We start from the raw sequence: 19,218 nt of genomic DNA, 5'->3' as shown, positions 1-19,218 counted from the left end.
GCGTCGGTGAGGATGTGGGTGGTGCGTTCGGCCGGGTAGTCCGGGTCCAACGGCAGATACGCCGCGCCGCTCTTCAACACGCCGAGGAGCGCGGTAACGGCCTCTACTCCTCGGGGCATGTCGACGGCGACGAACCTCTCCGGACCGGCGCCCTGTTCCCTTAGCCAGCGGGCGATCTGGTTGGCCCGCGCGTTCAACTCCCCGTACGACCCCTGCTCGTTCGCGTCGACCAACGCGATCGCGTCCGGTGCCGCCGCCGCCCGTTCCTCGAACAACGCGACCACGTCCACCGGCGGTGTCGCGTTCGTCGTGGGGCCGGACCAGAGCGCGGGGAGTTGCCGACGTTCCTCGGGCGTCAGCAGGTTCAGCCTGCCGAGCGGACGGTCGCCGTCCGTCGTGACCGTGTGGACGAAGCGCAGGAACCTGTCCTGGAGCGACGCCAGTTGGTCCTCGTCGTAGACGTTCGGGTTGGCGTCGAGGTCCATCCGGACGCCGCCGTGGGGGGCGCCGCTGAAGATGAGGTTGAGGTCGCGGGCGCGGTTTCTGGAGGGGCGCCCGATCTTCGCCGTCACCTCACCGAAGGCGAGTTCGTCCTGGTAGGAGACGATGTTCACCATCGGCCCGCGCAGCGCCTCGGGGGCGGTCACGCCGAGTTCGCGCCGGAGCTCCTCGCCTCGGAAGCGGTGGTGCCTCACCGCCCGGCTGGTCTGCTCCGCGGTCGCTTCCAGCAGTTCGGCGAAGCTCATGGAGGGCCGCACCCGGAGTCTCAGCGGCAACTCGTTGGCCGTCATGCCCGGGGTGGTCAGGGCGGTTCGGCCGGTGCGCGCGGTGACCGGCAGCGCCAGCATCAGGTCGTCCCGCGACGTCATGCCGTGCAGGAAGGCGGCGGTGGCCGCGATGACCGCGAGGGACCAGGGGGCCTGCCCCCGGCGAGCCGTTCCCCGGAGCGCGGCGGCCTGGGAGGCGGACAGCTCGGCGGTGCGGCGCAGCACGGAGGGCGCCGACGGGGCGAACCGCCCGCCCAGGGAGACGGGGTCGGGGTGGTCGCTCAGCGAGTCGAGCCAGTAGGCGCGGTCCTCGCGGTACTGCCCGGAGGCCCGGTAGGCCCGTTCGTCCCGGACCAGGTCGGCCAGGTCGCCGAAGGCGGGGGGCGGGCACTCCCGGCCCGCGGCCAGAGCGGAGTAGATCTCGGCGAGCCGACGCAGATGGAGAATCAGGCTGAACCCGTCGAGCAGGATGTGGTGGTAGCGGAGATAGAGGATGTGGCGGCCGTCGGCGAGGGTGAGCAGGGTGTACCGCTGGAGCTGGTCGGCCAGGAGGTCGAGCGGGTCGGCCAGGTCCCGACGGATCCACGCGTCGACGTCCTCCGGCTGGTGCCCGGGGAGTTCCAGGAGACGCAGCGGGGTCTCGTCCGGGGCGAGGGGCACCTGGTGCGGGTCGCCGCCGTCGAGGCCGAAGCGGCAGCGCATGGCCGCCGTGTCCGCGAGGGCGCGGTCGACGGCGGCGGCCAGGATCTCCGGGTCGACGGGGGCGGAGAAGTCCAGGCGGACCCCGACGTTGTAGTGCGCGCTGCCCGGGTCCAGTTGCTGAGCGAGCCAGACCTCGGACTGTGCGTCGGTGAGGGCGTGTCGGATCGCTGCGGACTCAACCTCAGTCATTTTTCCTCGCATAACTTTGGCCGGGCTTCGGAGGGTGACGTGCGGACGATGTCGGCGTGCGGTCCGGTCAGGCGGGCCGCGCGGGTGACGGCGTGCCGTCCAGGTGGACCGGCCGCAGCTCGTCGCTGAGGAAGAGCTGGCGCATGGCGACGCGTTGGATCTTGCCGCTGGTGGTGCGCTGGACGGCTCCCGGGCGCAGCAGCGCCACCGAGGCCACGGGCAGGCCGAACTCGCGGCTCACGGTCTGCCTGATCTCCGTGCTGAGCCTGGTCAGTTCGGCCGGGCTGTACCGGCCGCGGATCTCCTGGGTGATGACGAGGTCCTCCGCGCTCCGGCCTTCGCGCCCGGCGGGCACCGTGAAGGCCGCGCCGGGAAGCGAGCGGAACTCGGTGTGCCGGCGCTGCACCTCGTGCTCGATGTCCTGCGGGTACAGGTTGCGGCCGTGCAGGAAGAGCGTCTCCTTGATCCGCCCGGTGACGAACAGCTCGCCTTCCACGAAGGTGCCCAGGTCACCGGTGCGGAGGTAGCCGGTGTCGCCGTCTCCGGTGGTGGCTCCGAACGTGCCCCGGGTGGCGGTCTCGTTGTTCCAGTAGCCGCGGGCGACGCTCTCGCCGCGCAGCCAGATCTCGCCGATCTCGCCGTCGGCCAGCCGGTCCCCGCTCGACGGGTCGACGATGACGACGTCGAGGCCGAACGTCGGCCCGCTGCTGACCAGTTCGACGTGCCGGTCGTCGGTGGGCTCGGCCCGGACGATCCGGTGCCGCTCCAGCGCGTCCGGCCGGACGCACAGGGCCAGGGGCGGGCGGAAGGAGGCGGTGGACACCATCAGCGTGGCCTCGGCCATGCCGTAGCTGGTCATCGCCGCTTCGGGGCGCAGTCCCGCCGGCCGGAAGCGTTCGGCGAACGCGCGCAGGGTGCCCGCGTTGATCGGTTCCGAGCCGTTGGCCGCGTACCGCCAGTTCGACAGGTCGAGGCCGGTGAGCTGCTGGTCGGTGACCCGGTCGTTGATCAGGGCGTAGGCGAAGTTGGGGGCGCCGGAGAGCCCGATGCGGTAGCGGTCGATGACGCGCAGCCACCAGTGGGGTCGGCGGAGGAACGCCATGGGGGCCATCAGCACGGCGGAGCGGCCCGTCAGTACTCCGCACAGGAGATGCGCGATGAGACCCATGTCGTGGTGCATCGGCACCCAGCCGCCGTGCCGGCCGCCGTCCGGAAGCGGGAACGCCTCCCGCATGGTCTCCACGTTGTGCAGCAGGTTGCCGTGGGTGATCACGGCGCCCTTGGGGTCGGAGGTGGAGCCGGAGGTGTACTGGAGCAGTGCGGGAGTCGACCGGTCCACGGCGGGGCGTTCCCACCCGTCGGCGTCGGCGGCGGCGACCTCCTCGCCGTCGGTCGCCAGCAGCGGGATGCCGGTCAGTCCCTCGGCCTCCGCCCAGGCGGCCACCTCGTCGAGCTGCGCGCCGCAGGTCAGCAGGGCGCGGACGTCCGCGTCGCGGACGATGCCCTTGACCCGCGACCGCTCGCGCCGGTTGCTCCCCGGCAGCGGCGCGGGCACGGGGACGACCCCCGCGTACAGGCAGCCGAAGAAGGCGACCGGGAAGTCCGTGCCGGAGGCGTACTGGAGCAACGCCCGTTCCCCGGCGGCGAGCCGCCGACGCAGAGGGCCGGCGAGGCGGCGCGCCTCGCGGTCGAGTTCGGCGTAGGTGAGGGCGGTGTGGCCGTCCTCCCGCTCCGGGTCGTGGACATGGAAAACCGCCTTTTCGTCGGGCTTTTCCGCCGCGTTGTCACGAAGGGCCGATATCAGGTCCGAGGCGTCCCTAAGGTTGGGCATGGCTCCCTCAGTAACGTGAGTTGTGGCGATCGCACGGCAGCCCGCCTGAATGTGTGGAACGGGCTTATGGCATACGTTTGCAAGGGAAGGTAGCAGTGTCTTTCCCGGTCGGTCAACGTGAGTGTTCCGGATTGCATACATGCAGGTCAAGGCTTTGATAGAGCTTCGATATCCGAGTTATAGGGGCGGTTTGTAGAGTGCCCTGCAAAGTTCGGTGCGTGTTGTGATCGACTGCTGCGGTGCGTCGGTAGTAGGCATTCTCAGTAGCATTGTGTGCGCCGGAAACCTCTCACGGGAGCAGATTATGTCGCTAACCGCTGTCGCTTTTTCCGAGCTGTATGTCGCGGCCCGGAGTGAGGCAGTCGCGCATCTGGTCGACGGCCACGGATTCGTCGAGGTCGCCGTGGCCGGCCCGGACACCGGCGCGCCGGACGTCACCTCCACGGCGCTCCGCAGAGAGGGGGTGACGCTCGTGGTCACCCAGCCCCTCGACGACGACGGCGAGGTCGCCCGCTATGTGGACCGGCACGGCGACTCCATCGCGGACATCGCCTTCCTCAGCACGGACGTCGAGCGGGACCACGCCCGTGCCGTGGCGGGGGGCGCGGACTCCCTGGGGGCGCCGGTCCCGTCCCGCGCGCCGGGGCAGGAAGGGGCGTTGTTCGGCGCCGTCTCGGGGTTCGGGGACCTCCGCCACACGCTGGTCGGCGACACGGCGACGACGGCCGGCCACCTCCCCCCGGACCGGGAGTGGACCCTGCTGCCCGCCGCCGGCGAGCCCCCGGCCTCCCCGCCCGCGCGCCCCGGTGAACTGCCGCCCGCCCTCGACCACATCGCGGTGTGCCTGGAGGCGGGCACGCTGCGGGACACCGTCGCCTTCTACGAGAGCGCCTTCGACATCCCCTACTACTCCTCGGAGTACATCGAGGTCGGCAGCCAGGCGATGGACTCGATCGTGGTCCGCAACGCGACCGGCGGCATCACCTTCACCTTCATCGAGCCCGACCCCTCCCGCGACCCCGGCCAGATAGACCAGTTCCTCACCGCCCACGCCGGGGCGGGCGTCCAGCACCTGGCGTTCCACGTGGACGACATCATCGACACGGTGCGCCAGCTCTCCGACCGGGGCGTCGCCTTCCTGCGCACGCCCGGCACCTACTACGAGGTGCTGGAGGAACGCGTCGCGGGCATGGGGGAACGGATCGCGGACCTGCGCGCGACCAACGTCCTGGTCGACCGCGACGAGTGGGGCTACCTGCTCCAGATATTCGCCCGCTCGCCCTATCCCCGCGGCACGCTCTTCTACGAGTACGTACAGCGCAACGGCGCCCGCGGCTTCGGCAGTTCGAACATCAAGGCGCTCTACGAGGCCGTGGAGCGGGCCAGGGAGGCAGCGGCCCGATGAGCGAAGCCGCAGCCGTCCCGCCCCGCGCGCGACTCCTGGACTGTGCCGACTTCACCGACGCGGCGCGCCGCGTGCTGCCCCGGGACGTGTGGGACTTCATCGCGGGTGGCGCGGGCCGGGAGCGGACGCTGGCCGCCAACGAGGCGGCGTTCGGCTCCGTCCGGCTGCGCCCGCGCGGGCTCTCGGCGGTCGGTGAACCGGACACCGCGATCCGGGTGCTGGGTGACCGATGGGGCGCGCCCCTCGGGATCGCCCCACTGGCGTACCACGAACTGGCGCACGCCGACGGTGAGTCGGGTACCGCCGAGGCGGCCGGTGCGCTCGGGCTGCCGCTGGTGGTGAGCACGTTCGCCAGCCAGCCACTGGAACGGATACGGGCCGCGGCCGGGACGTCCACACCCCTGTGGCTCCAGCTCTACTGCTTCCGCGACCAGCGGGTCACCGACGGCCTGGCCCGCCGTGCCGCCGACGCGGGGTACCAGGCCCTCGTCGTCACCGTGGACACGCCGTACATGGGGCGGCGGCTGCGCGACCTGCGCAACGACTTCCGAGTCCCCGCGCACATCCGGCCCGCCAACCTGGAGCCGGACCGCCAGGCGCCCCCGGGCGGCGCCACGGACACGGACTCGCCCTCCGCGCACAGCCGTTCGGCGTTCTGCCCGGACCAGGACTGGACGGTCGTGGGCCGGTTGCGCCGGCTGAGCGGACTCCCGGTGCTGGCCAAGGGGGTCATGACGGCCCAGGACACCAGGGCCGCGCTGAGCGCGGGCGCCGCCGGCATCGTGGTGTCCAACCACGGAGGCCGCCAACTGGACGGTGCGCCGGCGGCGCTCGACGCGCTGGGCGAGGTGGTGACGGCCGCCGAGGGCCGCGTCCCCGTCTTCCTCGACGGCGGTGTGCGCGGCGGCGCGGACGCGTTCGTCGCGTTGGCGCTCGGGGCGACCGCGGTCTTCGTCGGCCGGCCGGTCCTGTACGCGCTGGCCGCCGACGGGGCCCCGGGCGTACGCCGGCTGCTGTCCCTCCTGTGCGGCGAACTGACCGACACCATGGTCTTCACCGGGCACCGCACAGTCCCCTCGATCGACGCGACCGCAGTGGAGATGCCACGGTGACCACAGGCGTTCCCCAGCCGCTCCAGCCGCCGGCGCTGACCGGGGCGGACCTGCACCCCAGTGTGTCGGACCCGCTGCTGGACACCATGACGTTCCTCAACGAGATCACGCTCCGCTACCCGGACGCGATCTCCTTCGCCCCCGGACGGCCCCACGAGGGCGACTTCGCGGTCTCCGACGTCGCGGGACTGATCGACGCCTACGTCGGACATCTGCGGCGGTCCGGCCGCAGCGAGGAGCAGATCCGCACCGCGCTGTTCCAGTACGGCGAGACCGCGGGGCAGATCCGGGAGCTGGTCGCCGACATGCTCCGCGCGGACGAGGAGATCGACATCTCCCCGGACGCGCTGGTGGTCACGGTCGGCTGCCAGGAAGCCGTGCTCCTGGTGCTCAGGGCCCTCTTCTCCGGGCCCGACGACGTGCTGCTCGTGGACAGTCCGTGCTACGTCGGGGTCACCGGCGCCGCCAGGTTGCTGGACGTGCCCGTCGTCCCCGTGGCGAGCACCCCGCAGGGCGTCAGCCGGACGGCGCTCCGGGAGACCGTGGAACGGCTGGCAGCCGAGGGCCGCCGCCCCCGCGCGCTGTACCTGGTGCCCGACTGCTCGAACCCCACCGGGGCCAGTATGCCCACCAGGGACCGTGCAGCCCTGCTCGAAACGGCCGAGAGCCTGGGGCTGTTGCTCCTGGAGGACAACCCGTACGGGCTGTTCAGCAGCTGCCGTCGACCCACCCTCAAGTCTCTGGACCGGCGTCAACGGGTCATCTATCTCGGCTCGTTCGCGAAGACCGCGTTCCCCGGCGCCCGCGTCGGCTATGTCGTCGCCGACCAGCGGGTCCACAGGGTCGGCGGGACCGGGCTGCTCGCCGACGAACTCGCCAAGATCAAGAGCATGGTCACGGTGAACACCCCCAGCGTCAGCCAGGCGGCGGTCGCCGGACTCCTGATCACCGAGGGCGGCAGCCTGCGCCGCAGGAACGAGGCCGCGGCGCGGCACTACCAGGAGACGATGCGACGCGTACGCGACACCCTCGCCCGCGAGTTCCCGCCCGCCGTACGCTCCGCGCTCGGCGTGCGCTGGAACGACCCCGACGGAGGCTTCTTCCTCACCGTCGACGTTCCCTTCCCCGCCGACGAGAGCGCCCTGCGCACCTCCGCCCAGGACTACGGCGTGATGTGGACTCCCATGCGCTACTTCCACCTCGACGGCGGCGGCGACCGGCAGCTGCGCCTCTCCTGCAGCTATGTGACCGCAGACGAGGCGACGACCGGAGCGGCCCGCCTCGCTCGCTTTATCAAGGAGTCGGTATGACGCGATCTGGCCTGCAGGAGATCCTGCCCTTGGCCCCTCTCCAGGAAGGGCTGCTCTTCCACAGCGTGTACGACGAGGGGGCCGAGAGCGTCTACACCGTCCAGCAGACCCTCGACCTGGAGGGCGCACTGGACTTCGCCGCGTTGCGCGCCGCCGCGGACGCCCTGCTCGCCCGCCACGGCAACCTGCGCGCCGGCTTCCGCTACGAGGGGCTCCGCCGGCCGGTCCAGTTCATCCCGTACGAGGTCACGGTGCCGTGGGAGGAGGCGGACCTGTCCCACCTGGCCGAGCCGGAGCGGCTGGCCAGGGCCGACGCGCTGCTGCGGGAGGACCGGAGAAGGCCCTTCGACCTGGCCAGGCCACCGCTGCTGCGGTTCACCCTGCTCCGCCTCACCGAACGGTCCTACCGCCTGGTGATGACCTACCACCACATCCTCTTCGACGGCTGGTCCCGGCCGCTGGTGGTGAGGGAGTTGGTGGCTCTCTACCGGTCGGGGGGCGATGACGGGGAACTGCCGCCGGTCAAGCCGTACCGCGCCTATCTCCAGTGGCTGGCCGACCAGGACCGCCAGGCGGCGGTGGACGAGTGGCGGGAGGCGCTGGCCGACCTGGACGGCCCCACCCGGGTCGTCCCGGACGCGGGCACTCGTCCGGCCGTCATACCCGAGCGCGTCGAGCGCCGCCTCGACCCGGAGACCTACCGGGCGCTGAGCGCCGTGGTCCGGGAACAGGGCCTCACCCTCAACACGCTGGTGCAGGGCGCCTGGGCACTGGTCGTCGGCTCGCTCACCGGACGCGACGACGTGGTGTTCGGCGCCACCGTGTCCGGCCGGCCGCCCGAGGTCGCGGGCATCGAGACCATGGTGGGGCTGTTCATCAACACGCTGCCGGTGCGGGTGCGGCTGCGCCCCTCGGAGCCACTGGCCGACTTCTTCGCCCGACTCCAGCGGCAGCAGGTGGGACTGCGGTCCCATCTGAACATCGGGCTCGCCGAGATCCAGCGGTTGGCGGGTTACGAGGACCTCTTCGACACCGTCGTGGTCTTCGAGAACTTCCCCGTGAACGTCGACTCCGGCGCCGCGCGACAGGGCCTGGACGGCGTTCGGCTGACCGGGGCTCGCGGCCGCAGCGGCAGCCACTACCCGCTGGCCCTGGTCGCGGCGGCCCGCTCCGGGCTCTCGCTCCGGCTCGACTACCAGCCCGACCTGGTCTCGGAGGAGCTGGCCCACCGCGTCATGGACCAGCTCCTCCGGGTGCTGCGTGGGTTGGTGGGGGGTTGTGGTGGTGGGTTGGTGGGGCGGTTGGAGTTGTTGGCGGCGGGGGAGCGGCGGTTGGTGGAGGAGTGGGGTGCGGGGCCGGGGCCGCGGGTGCCGGTGGTGGACGCGGTGGCGTTGTTCGAGGAACGGGCGGCGGTGGTGCCGGATGCGGTGGCGTTGGTCGACGCGAACGAGCGTATGAGCTATGCGGAGTTGAACGCGCGGGCCAACCGGGTCGCGCGGTGGTTGCGCGAGCGGGGTGCGGGGCCGGAGAGGTTCGTGGCGGTCGAGATGGAGCGGGGGGTGGGGGTGGTCACGGCGTTGCTGGGGGTGTGGAAGAGCGGTGCGGCGTATGTGCCGTTGGACCCGGACTACCCGGCCGAACGCATCGCCCACATCCTGACCGACGCCGCACCGGCGCTGCACCTGACGTCTTTGGACGGGGTGGAGTGGCAGACCTATCCGAGTGGGAACCTCTCGGAGGAGGAGCGGAGTGGTCCGGATCGGGGGCGGTATCCGGCGTATCTGCTGTATACCTCGGGTTCCACGGGCCGGCCGAAGGGTGTGGTGGTCGAACACCGGGCGTTGGCGGCCTATCTGGCGCACGCCCGCGCCACCTACACCGCGGCTGCGGGCACCACTCTCCTGCACTCGCCTTTGGCGTTCGACCACACGGGCACCGCGTTGTGGACGCCGCTGGTCACCGGCGGCACCCTGCACCTCGCCGACCTGGACGAGGACGCGCCCGAGACGACGTTGTTGAAGGCCACCCCCTCCCACCTGCCGCTGTTGGCCGCCCTTCCGGCGCGGGTGTCTCCGACCCAGACGCTGATTCTGGGGGGTGAGGCGCTGCACGGGCATGATCTGGACGCCTGGCGCAAGCGGCACCCGGATGTCACGGTGATCAACGCCTACGGTCCGACCGAGACCACGATCACCGCGACCGAGTACCATCTGGCTCCCGGCCAGGAGGCCCCCGGTGGGCTGGTCCCGATCGGGCGTCCCTTTCCGGGGATGCGTGCGCGTGTGTTGGATGCCGCTTTGCGTCCGGTCCCGCCCGGGGTCACCGGCGAGCTCTATCTCGCCGGACCGCAGTTGGCCCGTGGCTACCACGGGCGCCCCGGGCTGACGGCCGAGCGTTTCGTCGCCGACCCCCACGGCGGTGTCGGGGCACGGATGTATCGGACGGGGGACCTGGCGCGTTGGCGCGAGGACGGTCAACTCGCCTACGCCGGCCGCACCGACCACCAGATCAAACTCCGCGGCCACCGCATCGAACCCGGCGAGATCGAAGCCGTCCTGACCACCCACCCCGCCGTCACCCAGGCCACCGTCATCCTCCGCGAGGACACCCCGGGCGACCAACGCCTCATCGCCTACACCGTCACCCAAGCACCCGTCACCGAAGACGAGCTCCGCGACCACACGGCAGCCCACCTCCCCGACTACATGGTCCCCACCGCCCTCGTCACCCTCGACGCACTCCCCCTCACCCCCCACGGCAAACTCGACCGCAACGCACTCCCCGCACCGGACCGCGCCGCCGGCAGCGGCCGCGAACCGCGCAACCCCCGCGAGGAAATGCTCTGCGGTCTCTACGCCGACATCCTCAACATCCCCCACGTCACCATCGACGACGACTTCTTCCACCTCGGCGGACACTCCCTCCTCGCCACCCGCCTCGTCAGCCGCATCCGCGTTGCCCTGGGCACCGAACTACCGCTCCGTCAGTTCTTCGAAGCCCCGACCGTCGCCCGGCTCAGCCGCGTGCTGGACGGCGCCGACGGCGCCCGTGCCCCCCTCACCCCCCGTGAACGCCCCGACCGCATCCCGCTGTCGTACGCCCAGCAGCGCCTGTGGGTCCTCCACCAGCTCGAAGGGCCCTCGCCCGCCTACAACATCCCCACCGCACTGCGCCTCACCGGGAAACTCGACCACCACGCACTCCGCCAGGCGCTCGGCGACCTCGTCGCACGCCACGAATCCCTGCGCACCCTCTACACCGAGGACGACCAGGGCCCGAGGCAGACCATCCTCACCCCGGAACAGGCCGACCTCACCCTCACCACCGTCAACACCGACGCGAACGAACTGCCGCAGCACCTCGCGGACGCCTCGACGCACACCTTCGACCTGGCGACAGAACTCCCGCTGCGGGCATGGCTGTTCCGGCTGGCGGACGACGCGCACGTGCTGCTGCTGCTTCTGCACCACATCGCCGGTGACGGCTGGTCGCGCATCCCGCTCAACAGGGACCTGGTCGCCGCCTACCGCCGCCGGGCCGAGGGCGTGGACACCGGGCCGACGACGCCCGAGGTGCAGTACGCGGACTACACCCTGTGGCAGCGAGAGATCATGGGGTCGGAGGACGACCCGCGCAGCGTGATCTCGGCCCAACTGGCGCACTGGACGTCGGCTCTCGCCGGTCTCCCGGACGAGTTGGAGCTGCCGACCGACCGACCCCGTTCCTCGCTGGTCTCGCAGCGGGGCGACGAGGTGCGCCTCGACCTTCCGGCGGAGCTGCACGAGCAGGTCGTCTCGCTCGCGCGGGAGACCGGGACGACCCCCTTCATGGTGGTGCAGGCCGCGATCGCCGCCCTGTTGACCAGGACGGGGGCCGGAACGGACATCCCCATCGGCGCGCCTGTCGCGGGGCGCACCGACGCCGTCACCGAGGAACTGGTCGGCTTCTTCGTCAACACCCTCGTGCTGCGCACGCGGACCGAGGGCGACCCCTCCTTCCGGGACCTGGTGCTTCGGGTGCGGAAGGCGGACCTGGCGGCCTACGCGCACCAGGACATCCCGTTCGAGCGCTTGGTGGAGGCCGTCAATCCGCCGCGTACGCCGTCCCTGCACCCCCTCTTCCAGGTGCTTCTGGCCTTCCAGAACATCGACGAGAGGGCGCGGCAGGCGCTCGGCGAGACACTCCCCGGGCTGCGGGTGGACCGGGAGCGGCTGTCCCACCCGGTCGCCAAGTTCGACCTCGCCTTCGTCTTCTCCGAGCGGCATGACGACGACGGCCGCGCGGCGGGGATGAGCGGTTCCCTCCAGTACCGCACCGGCCTGTTCGACGAGGGCACCGTGCGCACCCTCGCCGCGAGTCTTCGCCGGCTGCTGTGGTCGGCCGTCACGTCGCCCGAACTCCCGCTGAGCCGCCTCGAACTGCTCGACGAGGAGCAGCACCGCCGGGCAGCCGCGCTCGCCACCGGGGCCCCGTGCGAGCTGCCGGAACTGCCGCTGCCCGCGTTGTTCGAGCGGCAGGCGGCGCTCACCCCAGGGGCGCCGGCGGTGATCAACGACGGCGGACGGGAGGAGGCGTTCACCTACGCCGAGATCAACGCCGCGGCCAACCGGCTCGCCGCGCTGCTCACCCGTCGGGGCATCGGCCCCGAGCAACGGGTGGGGCTGGCGATTCCCGGCTCCGAGCAGCTGGTCGTGGCCTGGCTCGCCGTCCTCAAGGCCGGCGCGGCGTATCTGCCGATCGACCCCGGCTATCCCGCCGACCGCATCTCGTTCATGCTGCGGGACGCCGCGCCCCGGCTCATCCTGACCACCGGCGAGGTCGGTGCGCGACTGCCGGTCGAGGAGGGAGAGGCCGAACTGCTGGCCGTCGACGACGAGGCCACCCGGGCCGCGCTGGCCCAACTGCCGGACGGCGACCCCACGGACGACGACCGGACCGGGCCGTTGCTGACCGGCCACCCCGCGTATGTCGTCTACACCTCCGGCTCCACCGGCCGCCCCAAGGGGGTGGTGGTGACGCACCAGGGCATCGCGAGCCTGGTGGCGGCCCAGCGCGCGGGTCTGGAACCGACGCTCGGCGACCGGGTGCTCCAACTGGTGTCCACCAGTTTCGACGCCTCCGCGTGGGACCTGACCACCGCCCTGCTGTCCGGGGCGACGCTGGTCTTCGCTCCGCGGGAACGCCTGCTGGGACCGGACCTGGCGGCGCTGGTGACCGAGCGCGGCATCACCCACCTGACCGCCCCGCCGGCGGCCGTCGCCACCCTCCCGCAGGGAAGCATCCCGGCCTCGGTGACCCTGACGGTCACCGGCGAGGTCTGCCCGCCGGAACTGGCGGCCCGCTGGCTGCCGGGCGGGCGCCGGATGCTCAACGGCTACGGGCCGACCGAGACCACGGTGGCCGCCGCCTACGGGGTGTGCCGTCCGGACAGCGGCCCCGGGCCGGTGCCGATCGGCAGGCCGATCCCGGGCCGGCGCGTCCATCTGCTCGACTCCCGACTGCGCCCGGTGCCGCAGGGCGTGACGGGGGAGATCTACGTGGCCGGAGCCGGGGTGGCGCGCGGTTACCTGGACCGCCCGGACGTCACGGCGGAACGCTTCGTCGCCGAGCCCTTCGGCGAGCCGGGCGACCGCATGTACCGGACGGGAGACCTCGCCCGCTGGCGGGCCGACGGTCAGCTCCAGTTCGTCGGACGGGCGGACGACCAGGTCAAGATCCGGGGCTTCCGGATCGAGCTCGGCGAGATCGAGGCCGTGCTCGGAGCGCACCCGGCGGTGGCCCAGTGCGTGGTGACGGTCCGGGAGGACGAGGCGGGGGACAAGACCCTCGCGGCCTACGCCACCGCGGTGACCGGCGCCCGGCTGACCCCCGACGCGCTGCACGAGCACCTCGTGGAGCGGCTCCCGCGCCACATGCTGCCCGCGTCGTTCACGGTGCTGGACGGCCTGCCGCTCAGCGCCAACGGCAAGGTGGACCACCGGGCGTTGCCCGAGCCCGCGCGACGGTCGGGCACCGACGGCGGCGTGCCGGGTACGCCCAGGGAGCGGGTGCTGTGCGAACTCTTCGCCGAGGCGCTCGGTCTGGAGGAGGTGCGGGTCGACGACGACTTCTTCCAACTGGGCGGGTACTCGCTGCTGGCGATTCGGCTGGTGGCGCGGGTCCGCGACGTGCTGGGCGCCGAGTTGTCCGCCCGCGACCTGTTCGAGTCGCCCACCCCGGCCGAGCTCGCCCGGCGCCTGGACGACGGAGGGGACGGCGGCGGCCCCTACGACGTGATCCTTCCGCTGCGTTCGCGCGGTGACGGGGCACCGCTGTTCTGCGTGCACGCGGGCAGCGGGCTGAGCTGGGCGTACGCGGGCCTGTTGCGGCACATCGACCCCGAGATCCCGGTGTACGGCATCCAGGCGCGCGGGATCGCCGAGCGGGTGCCGCTGCCAGACAGCCTGACCGCGATGGTCGAGGACTACCTCGCCGAGCTGCGCAAGGTCAGGTCCAGCGGTCCGTACCGGCTGCTCGGCTGGTCGTTCGGCGGGCGGGTGGCCCACGCCATGGCGGCCAGGCTCAGGGAGGAGGGCGAGACCGTCGAGCTGCTCGCCGTGCTCGACGCCTCCCCGAGCACCGGCGCGCGCCGGGGCGAGGAGGTGGACGAACACGAGTTCCTCACCCGGCAGTTGGCGGACACCGAGGCGCGGCTCCCGGCGGGCCCGCTGACGGAGGGGCCGGGACTGGACCGCCTGCGGGAGTTGCTGCGGGAACGGGGCGCCCCGATCGCCGACCTGGACGCCGCGTCGCTGCTCGCGGTCAAGGACGTGTTCCTCAACAACGTCCGGCTCACCAACGACTCCGTGTCCGGACGGTTCGACGGCGACGTGGTCTTCTTCGCCTCCACCCCGCGGGCGCCGGTGGAGGCCCCGGGCGGCAGGAGCGAGGCGTGGCGGCCCTACGTGACGGGCCGGATCGACACCCACGTCCTGCCGTGCGCCCACCGGGACCTGACGCGTCCCGAAATGCTCGGCGAGATCGGGCGGATCATCTCTGCGCACATGCGGCCGGAGGCGTCCGGGCCGGCGGCCGACACGCACTGACGCGGCCCGCGCGCGGCGACGCAGCGCCGGCCAGGACGGCAACGACGCGGAAGGCGAGAGGCATGGAAGTCACGGACACCCCGGTCGAGGGCCGGCCAGGGCCCGCGGCGTTCGCGGAGCGGGCGCGGGTCGCGGCCGGGAGCCCGACCCGTCGGGGCGGCGGGCGGACGTGGTGAGGCGGCTCACCGAAGCCCTGCTCGACCCCGACGAGGGCTTCGCCCGCTGGCGCGCGCCATGCCGCGCTCGCCGAACGGTTCCTCGGCGGCGGGCCGGGAACGGCCGGCTCCTCGGGGCCCGCTCCCCGTGGCGGGCGACGGAGCGACGTCTCTTCCCCGACGCGTGGCCGCAGACCTGACGTCAGCACAGGCAGTACGTTCCACAACAACGAGAGGCATGGCGACATGGCTACGCACGAGAGCGACGCAGCGCTCTGGGCTCCGCTGGAGATCACCGCGGACGACGGGGGCGGCGCGGAGGCGCTGCGGTCCACGCTGGAGGAGATCGGGGACGGGCTGGGGGAGCTGCTCGCCCGTGAGAAGGCGATCGTCTTCCGCGACTTCCGGGTCACCGCCGACCAGTTGGACCCGGTGCTCGACCGGCTGCTTCCGAACCGGCTGGCCTATGTCCACGGCGACTCGCCCAGGACCAAGGTCAGCGGGGTCGGCGAGAACGTGTACACGTCGACCGAGTACCCGCCGGAGTACACCATCTTCATGCACAACGAGATGAGTTACGCCCACGCCTGGCCTGCCAGGCTCGCGTTCTTCTGCGAGGTCGAGCCGGGCGGGGGCGGGGCGACACCGGTGCTCGACGGCGCGCTGTGGCTGCGGAGCCTGGACCCCGAGATCCGCGAGGCGTTCTCCTGCGGCGTCTGCTACGTGCAGAACCTGCACGACGGCCTCGGGTTCGGCAAGAGCTGGCAGGACACCTTCGAGACGGACAGCCGGGAGAAGGTCGAGGAGTACCTGGACGGCAGCGGGGCCGAGTGGGAGTGGAAGGCGGACGGCGGCATCCGGGTCAGGTCGATCCGCCCGGCCACCGCGCGACACCCGGTCACCGGCACCGAGGTCTGGTTCAACCAGGCGGACCAGTGGCACCCCGTCGGACTCGGCGACGAGACCGCCGCCGAACTCGCCACGCTGCTCCCCGAGGACGAACTGCCCCAGAACACCACGTTCCCCGACGGGAGTCCGATCCCCGCGGAGTACGTACGGCAGATCCAGGAGGCGGGCCTGACGGGCGCGGTGGACGTCGACTGGCGGCGCGGCGACCTGATGCTCATCGACAACGTGCTGGTGGCCCACGGCCGGAGGCCCTTCACCGGCAGCCGCCGGGTGCTGGTCGCGATGTCGGACTGAGCGGCCGAGCCACACCGGGAGTGTGACGTATGCGCACAGCGGCCATCGTGGGAACCGGCCGCATCGGCACCTCCGTCGGCGCCGCGCTGCGGGCGCGGGGGGTGGTCACCTATCTGCTGGACGTGGACCCGGACGCGGTGCGCGTCGCCCAGGGGCAGGGCGCCGGAACCACCCAACCCCCGCCGGGGCCGGTGGACATCGCGGTGCTCGCGGTGCCGCCGGCCCAGGTGGCGCACGCGCTCGCCGCCCAGCAGGGGCGGGGCCTGGCGCGCTGCTACACCGACACCGCGAGCGTCAAGGTGCGGCCGCAGCGTCAGGTCGCGGCCGGCGGCTGCGACCTGACGACCCTGGTGGGCGGCCACCCGCTGGTCAGGGCCGACCACGACGGGCCGACCGTCGCCAGCCCCGGGCTGTTCGACGGCCGGCCCTGGGTGCTCACGCCGACCGGACTCACCAGCGGCGCGGCGCTCAACACCTGCCTGGAGCTGGTCTCGCTGTGCGGCGCGGTGCCGGTGCTGGCCGACCCGGCGGCGCACGACGGCGCGATGGCCCTGGTCTCGCACGCCCCTCGGCTGGTCGCCGCGCTGCTGGCCGCGCGGCTGCGGGACGTCGACAACGCCACGCTGCGGCTCGTCGGCCAGGGAGTCCGGGACATGACCCGCGCGGCCGAGGGCAGCCCCGCGCTGTGGTCGGACGTCCTGACGGCCAACGCCCACCCGGTGGCCGAGGTGCTGGAGGCCCTGGCGGCCGACATGACCTCGGCGGCCGGCGACCTGCGCCGGCGCGCCGCCATCGCCCCGGCGACTCCCGGGGACGGCGACGCGGGCTCGGAGCCGCCGGGTGACGCCCTGGTCCGCCTGCTGGAACGGGGGGTCGAGGGCCGCGGCCGCCTGCCGAGAGCGGCATTCGAACCGGATAGCGGAGGGATAGGCCATGCATAGCGGAGTACCGCACAGTGTCGCGGGGGTGACCAGATGACCGCCGACCACCCGGACATCGCACGGCTCGTCGACCCGGCGAGCCGCTTCGACCCGTATCCGCTGCTCGCCTCGTTCAGGGCGGCCTCTCCTTACGCGGTCTCCGACGGACTGCTGGTGGTGGGGCGGCACGCGGACTGCTCCGCCGTCCTGCGCGATCCCCGGATGAGCAGCGAGCGGGACCGGGCCCGGCTCGCTCCCGCGTCGAAGGGGCCCCGCACCCGCAACTTCCTGCACCTGGACCCGCCGGACCACACGAGACTGCGCCGTCTGGTGGTGAAGGCGTTCACCCCGCGGGTCGTCGCGAGGCTCGAACCGCGGATCCGGGAACTGGCCGAGGGACTCTTCCGGGAGGCGGCGCGGCGGGGCCGCTTCGAGATCGTCTCCGAGCTGGCCTACCCGCTGCCGCTGCGGGTGATCTGCGAGCTGCTCGGCGTGCCCTTCGAGGACCGCGACCTGCTGGAGGACTGGTCGGGAAAGCTGTCCGAGGCCCTGGAGCCGCCGCTCCCCGGGCTGGTCGCTCCCCGGGCGACCAGCGAAGCCGCCCGTGCCCGCGTGCAGTTCATCACCTACTTCCGCGAGCTGATCGCCCAGCGGCGCCGCTCGCCGCGAGACGACCTCGTCTCCCATCTGGTCCAGGTGGAGGAGAGCGGCGACCGGCTCAGCGAGAGCGAGACCCTCGCCACCTGCGTCCTGCTCATCAACGCCGGTCACGAGACCACCGTCAACCTGGTCAGCAACGGCGTCCTCGCGTTGCTGCACCACCCCGACCAGCTGAAGCTGCTGCGGGGGGACCCCTCGCTGGCGGCCGGGGCGGTCGAGGAGGTGCTGCGCTACGACGCGCCGGTCCAGTTGACGTCGCGGGTGGCCCGGGGGGACGGGCACATCGGGTCGCTGCCCGTCCTGGACGGCGACACCGTGGTGCTCCTGCTGGGGGCGGCCAACCGCGACCCCGAGGTCTTCGACGCCCCCGACACGTTCGACATCACGCGCCCGCCGGGTGCCCGGCATCTGTCCTTCTCCGCCGGGCCGCACTTCTGCCTCGGCGCGGGCCTCGCCCGGCTGGAGGCGCGCATCGTCCTGGAGATGTTCGCGTCCCGGGTGACGGCACCCTCGCTGGCCGAGAACGGGCTCGCGTACCGACCCAACCTGACCCTCCGCGGTCCCGACCGCCTGAACGTGCTCTTCGACGACATCCAAGCCCCCTCCTAACAAGCCCCCTCCTAAGGAGTCGCTTTGCCCTCCTCCACCCCGCCCACTCCCGAAGACCTCACGGCATGGCTGACCGAGCGACTGGCCGTCCACGCCCGGGTGAGCCAGGACGAGATCCGGCCCGACGTTCCGATGGCCTCCTACGGGCTGGACTCCGTGAACACGGTGACCATGCTGGTGGAGATCGAGGACGAACTGGGCCTCGTCCTCGATCCGAACGTGCCGTGGGACTACCCGACTATCGAGGCGCTCGCCGGCTATCTGCTCGGCGAGGCCCGGCAGCTCGGCGAGGCCCGGCGGGGGGAGAAGTCCGATGCCCAGGGCGGCTGACACGACGGTCGCCGGGAAGCTCGGCGCCGGGGGGTATGAGCACCTCGCGCGGATCGTCGCCCAGGTCGTGGACGTCTGGCCGCAGCACGAGGACTTCCTCGCCCTGCGCTTCGAGGGGGAGAGCGCGGAACAGCTCCGTTTCGCCGAGGAGACCGCCGGCCTGGTCTGGCGGCTCATCGCGCACGAGGCCGCCGAGGCCGCGATCGGCTACCGTCGGCTGTGCGTCGAACTCCTGCGGGAGGAGCACTTCTTCCGCCGCCACGGCCGCTACCGGTACGCCACGGTGCGGGAGGTGCGGGACTCCGGGGTCTTCGAGGAGCCGCGCGTCAGCCACTACCAGCGGGGGCTGCTGCTCACCCAGGTGCTGTGGCAGAACCACGCCAGGGTCGGCGAGACATACGTCCGCGCGTTCCTGGAACGGCGTGGCGCGCGGAAGCGGCTGCTGGAGGTCGGTCCGGGCCACGGGCTGTTCCTCGCCATGGCGGGTGCCAGGCTGGGCTGCGACGTGACCGGATGGGACATCAGCGACGCGATGCTCGCGTACACCGGGCGGAACCTGGCCGCACTCGGCGTCGAGGGAACGACGCTGGCCCGGCACGACATCCGGGAGGGCCCGCGGGACGGCACGTTCGACCTCGTCGTCGCCAGCGAACTGCTCGAACACGTCGAGGACCCGGGCGCGGTGCTGCGTTCCCTGCGCGGACTGCTGAGCGAGGACGGGCGGATCTTCCTCAACGTGCCGGTCAACAGCCCGGCGCCCGACCACATCTATCTCTGGCGCAGCCCGGAGGAGTTCTTCGACTTCGTCGCGGGGAACGGCTTCACTCCGCTGACCACCCGCACCTTCCCGCTCACCGGCAGCACCGAGGAACGCGCGCGCGAGGGCCGTTTCACGATCTCGTGCGTCGTGGTGGCCCGCGCCGCCGGCGCCGGGTGACGC

Annotated in this window: 11 protein-coding genes; 9 read left to right on the top strand and 2 right to left on the bottom strand. The window is 72.3% G+C overall.

Translation table 11 applies throughout. The features are described from left to right. Both CRP51_RS21125 and CRP51_RS21120 read right to left on the bottom strand, forming a co-directional pair. Positions 1-1,658, bottom strand: a 1,658-nt coding sequence (locus CRP51_RS21125) for a condensation domain-containing protein (RefSeq protein WP_170970626.1), incomplete at its 3' end; no start/stop codon positions are given. Between the two features lie 67 nt (positions 1,659-1,725). Next, positions 1,726-3,489: a fatty acyl-AMP ligase gene (locus CRP51_RS21120; protein WP_097232861.1), complete on the bottom strand. Its 1,764-nt coding sequence runs from the start codon at positions 3,487-3,489 to the stop codon at positions 1,726-1,728. Between the two features lie 304 nt (positions 3,490-3,793). On the opposite strand from CRP51_RS21120, the gene hppD reads away from it, so the two are divergent. The 9 genes from hppD to CRP51_RS21075 all read left to right on the top strand — a co-directional run bounded on the left by hppD (position 3,794) and on the right by CRP51_RS21075 (position 19,215). Beyond that, positions 3,794-4,894 carry a 4-hydroxyphenylpyruvate dioxygenase gene (hppD, locus tag CRP51_RS21115; protein WP_097232860.1) on the top strand — a complete coding sequence of 367 codons (1,101 nt, stop codon included), beginning with the start codon at positions 3,794-3,796 and terminating at the stop codon, positions 4,892-4,894. Continuing rightward, positions 4,891-6,006 (top strand): alpha-hydroxy acid oxidase, encoded by a 1,116-nt coding sequence (locus tag CRP51_RS21110; protein ID WP_097232859.1) that lies wholly within the window; start codon positions 4,891-4,893, stop codon positions 6,004-6,006. Before hppD ends, CRP51_RS21110 begins: the two co-directional genes overlap by 4 nt. Then, positions 6,003-7,316: an aminotransferase-like domain-containing protein gene (locus CRP51_RS21105; RefSeq protein ID WP_342749088.1), complete on the top strand. Its 1,314-nt coding sequence runs from the start codon at positions 6,003-6,005 to the stop codon at positions 7,314-7,316. The genes CRP51_RS21110 and CRP51_RS21105 overlap by 4 nt, the downstream gene beginning before the upstream one ends. Continuing rightward, on the top strand, positions 7,313-14,401 hold the full coding sequence (locus tag CRP51_RS21100) for a non-ribosomal peptide synthetase (protein ID WP_097232858.1): 7,089 nt from the start codon (positions 7,313-7,315) through the stop codon (positions 14,399-14,401). Before CRP51_RS21105 ends, CRP51_RS21100 begins: the two co-directional genes overlap by 4 nt. Before the next feature lie 401 nt (positions 14,402-14,802). Next, positions 14,803-15,759, top strand: a complete 957-nt coding sequence (locus CRP51_RS21095) for a TauD/TfdA family dioxygenase (protein WP_097232857.1) — start codon at positions 14,803-14,805, stop codon at positions 15,757-15,759. A 29-nt stretch (positions 15,760-15,788) separates the two neighbouring features. After that, complete coding sequence (locus CRP51_RS21090; RefSeq protein ID WP_097232856.1) at positions 15,789-16,700, top strand: prephenate dehydrogenase; 912 nt, start codon at positions 15,789-15,791, stop codon at positions 16,698-16,700. A 33-nt stretch (positions 16,701-16,733) separates the two neighbouring features. Then, the gene (locus CRP51_RS21085) at positions 16,734-17,948 is read left to right on the top strand and encodes a cytochrome P450 (RefSeq protein ID WP_097232855.1); all 1,215 of its coding nucleotides are present in this window, start codon (positions 16,734-16,736) and stop codon (positions 17,946-17,948) included. Positions 17,949-17,972: 24 nt separating this feature from the next. After that, positions 17,973-18,278: an acyl carrier protein gene (locus tag CRP51_RS21080; protein ID WP_097232854.1), complete on the top strand. Its 306-nt coding sequence runs from the start codon at positions 17,973-17,975 to the stop codon at positions 18,276-18,278. Then, complete coding sequence (locus CRP51_RS21075; RefSeq protein WP_097232853.1) at positions 18,262-19,215, top strand: class I SAM-dependent methyltransferase; 954 nt, start codon at positions 18,262-18,264, stop codon at positions 19,213-19,215. Before CRP51_RS21080 ends, CRP51_RS21075 begins: the two co-directional genes overlap by 17 nt. The last annotated feature ends 3 nt before the right edge of the window (positions 19,216-19,218 follow it).

This window comes from Streptomyces zhaozhouensis, assembly GCF_900230195.1.
In the GTDB taxonomy this organism is placed as follows: domain Bacteria; phylum Actinomycetota; class Actinomycetes; order Streptomycetales; family Streptomycetaceae; genus Streptomyces; species Streptomyces zhaozhouensis.
The sequence above is the reverse complement of the archived record's forward strand: the minus strand, read 5'-3'. Positions and strand labels throughout refer to the sequence as shown.

Excerpts from the sequence above, each read along its gene's own strand:
- CRP51_RS21095 (WP_097232857.1), top strand. The coding sequence starts at position 14,803 with ATGGCTACGCACGAGAGCGACGCAGCGCTCTGGGCTCCGCTGGAGATC.
- CRP51_RS21090 (WP_097232856.1), top strand. The coding sequence starts at position 15,789 with ATGCGCACAGCGGCCATCGTGGGAACCGGCCGCATCGGCACCTCCGTC.
- CRP51_RS21110 (WP_097232859.1), top strand. The coding sequence starts at position 4,891 with ATGAGCGAAGCCGCAGCCGTCCCGCCCCGCGCGCGACTCCTGGACTGT.
- CRP51_RS21075 (WP_097232853.1), top strand. The coding sequence starts at position 18,262 with ATGCCCAGGGCGGCTGACACGACGGTCGCCGGGAAGCTCGGCGCCGGG.
- CRP51_RS21085 (WP_097232855.1), top strand. The coding sequence starts at position 16,734 with ATGACCGCCGACCACCCGGACATCGCACGGCTCGTCGACCCGGCGAGC.
- hppD (WP_097232860.1), top strand. The coding sequence starts at position 3,794 with ATGTCGCTAACCGCTGTCGCTTTTTCCGAGCTGTATGTCGCGGCCCGG.
- CRP51_RS21120 (WP_097232861.1), bottom strand. The coding sequence starts at position 3,489 with ATGCCCAACCTTAGGGACGCCTCGGACCTGATATCGGCCCTTCGTGAC.
- CRP51_RS21100 (WP_097232858.1), top strand. The coding sequence starts at position 7,313 with ATGACGCGATCTGGCCTGCAGGAGATCCTGCCCTTGGCCCCTCTCCAG.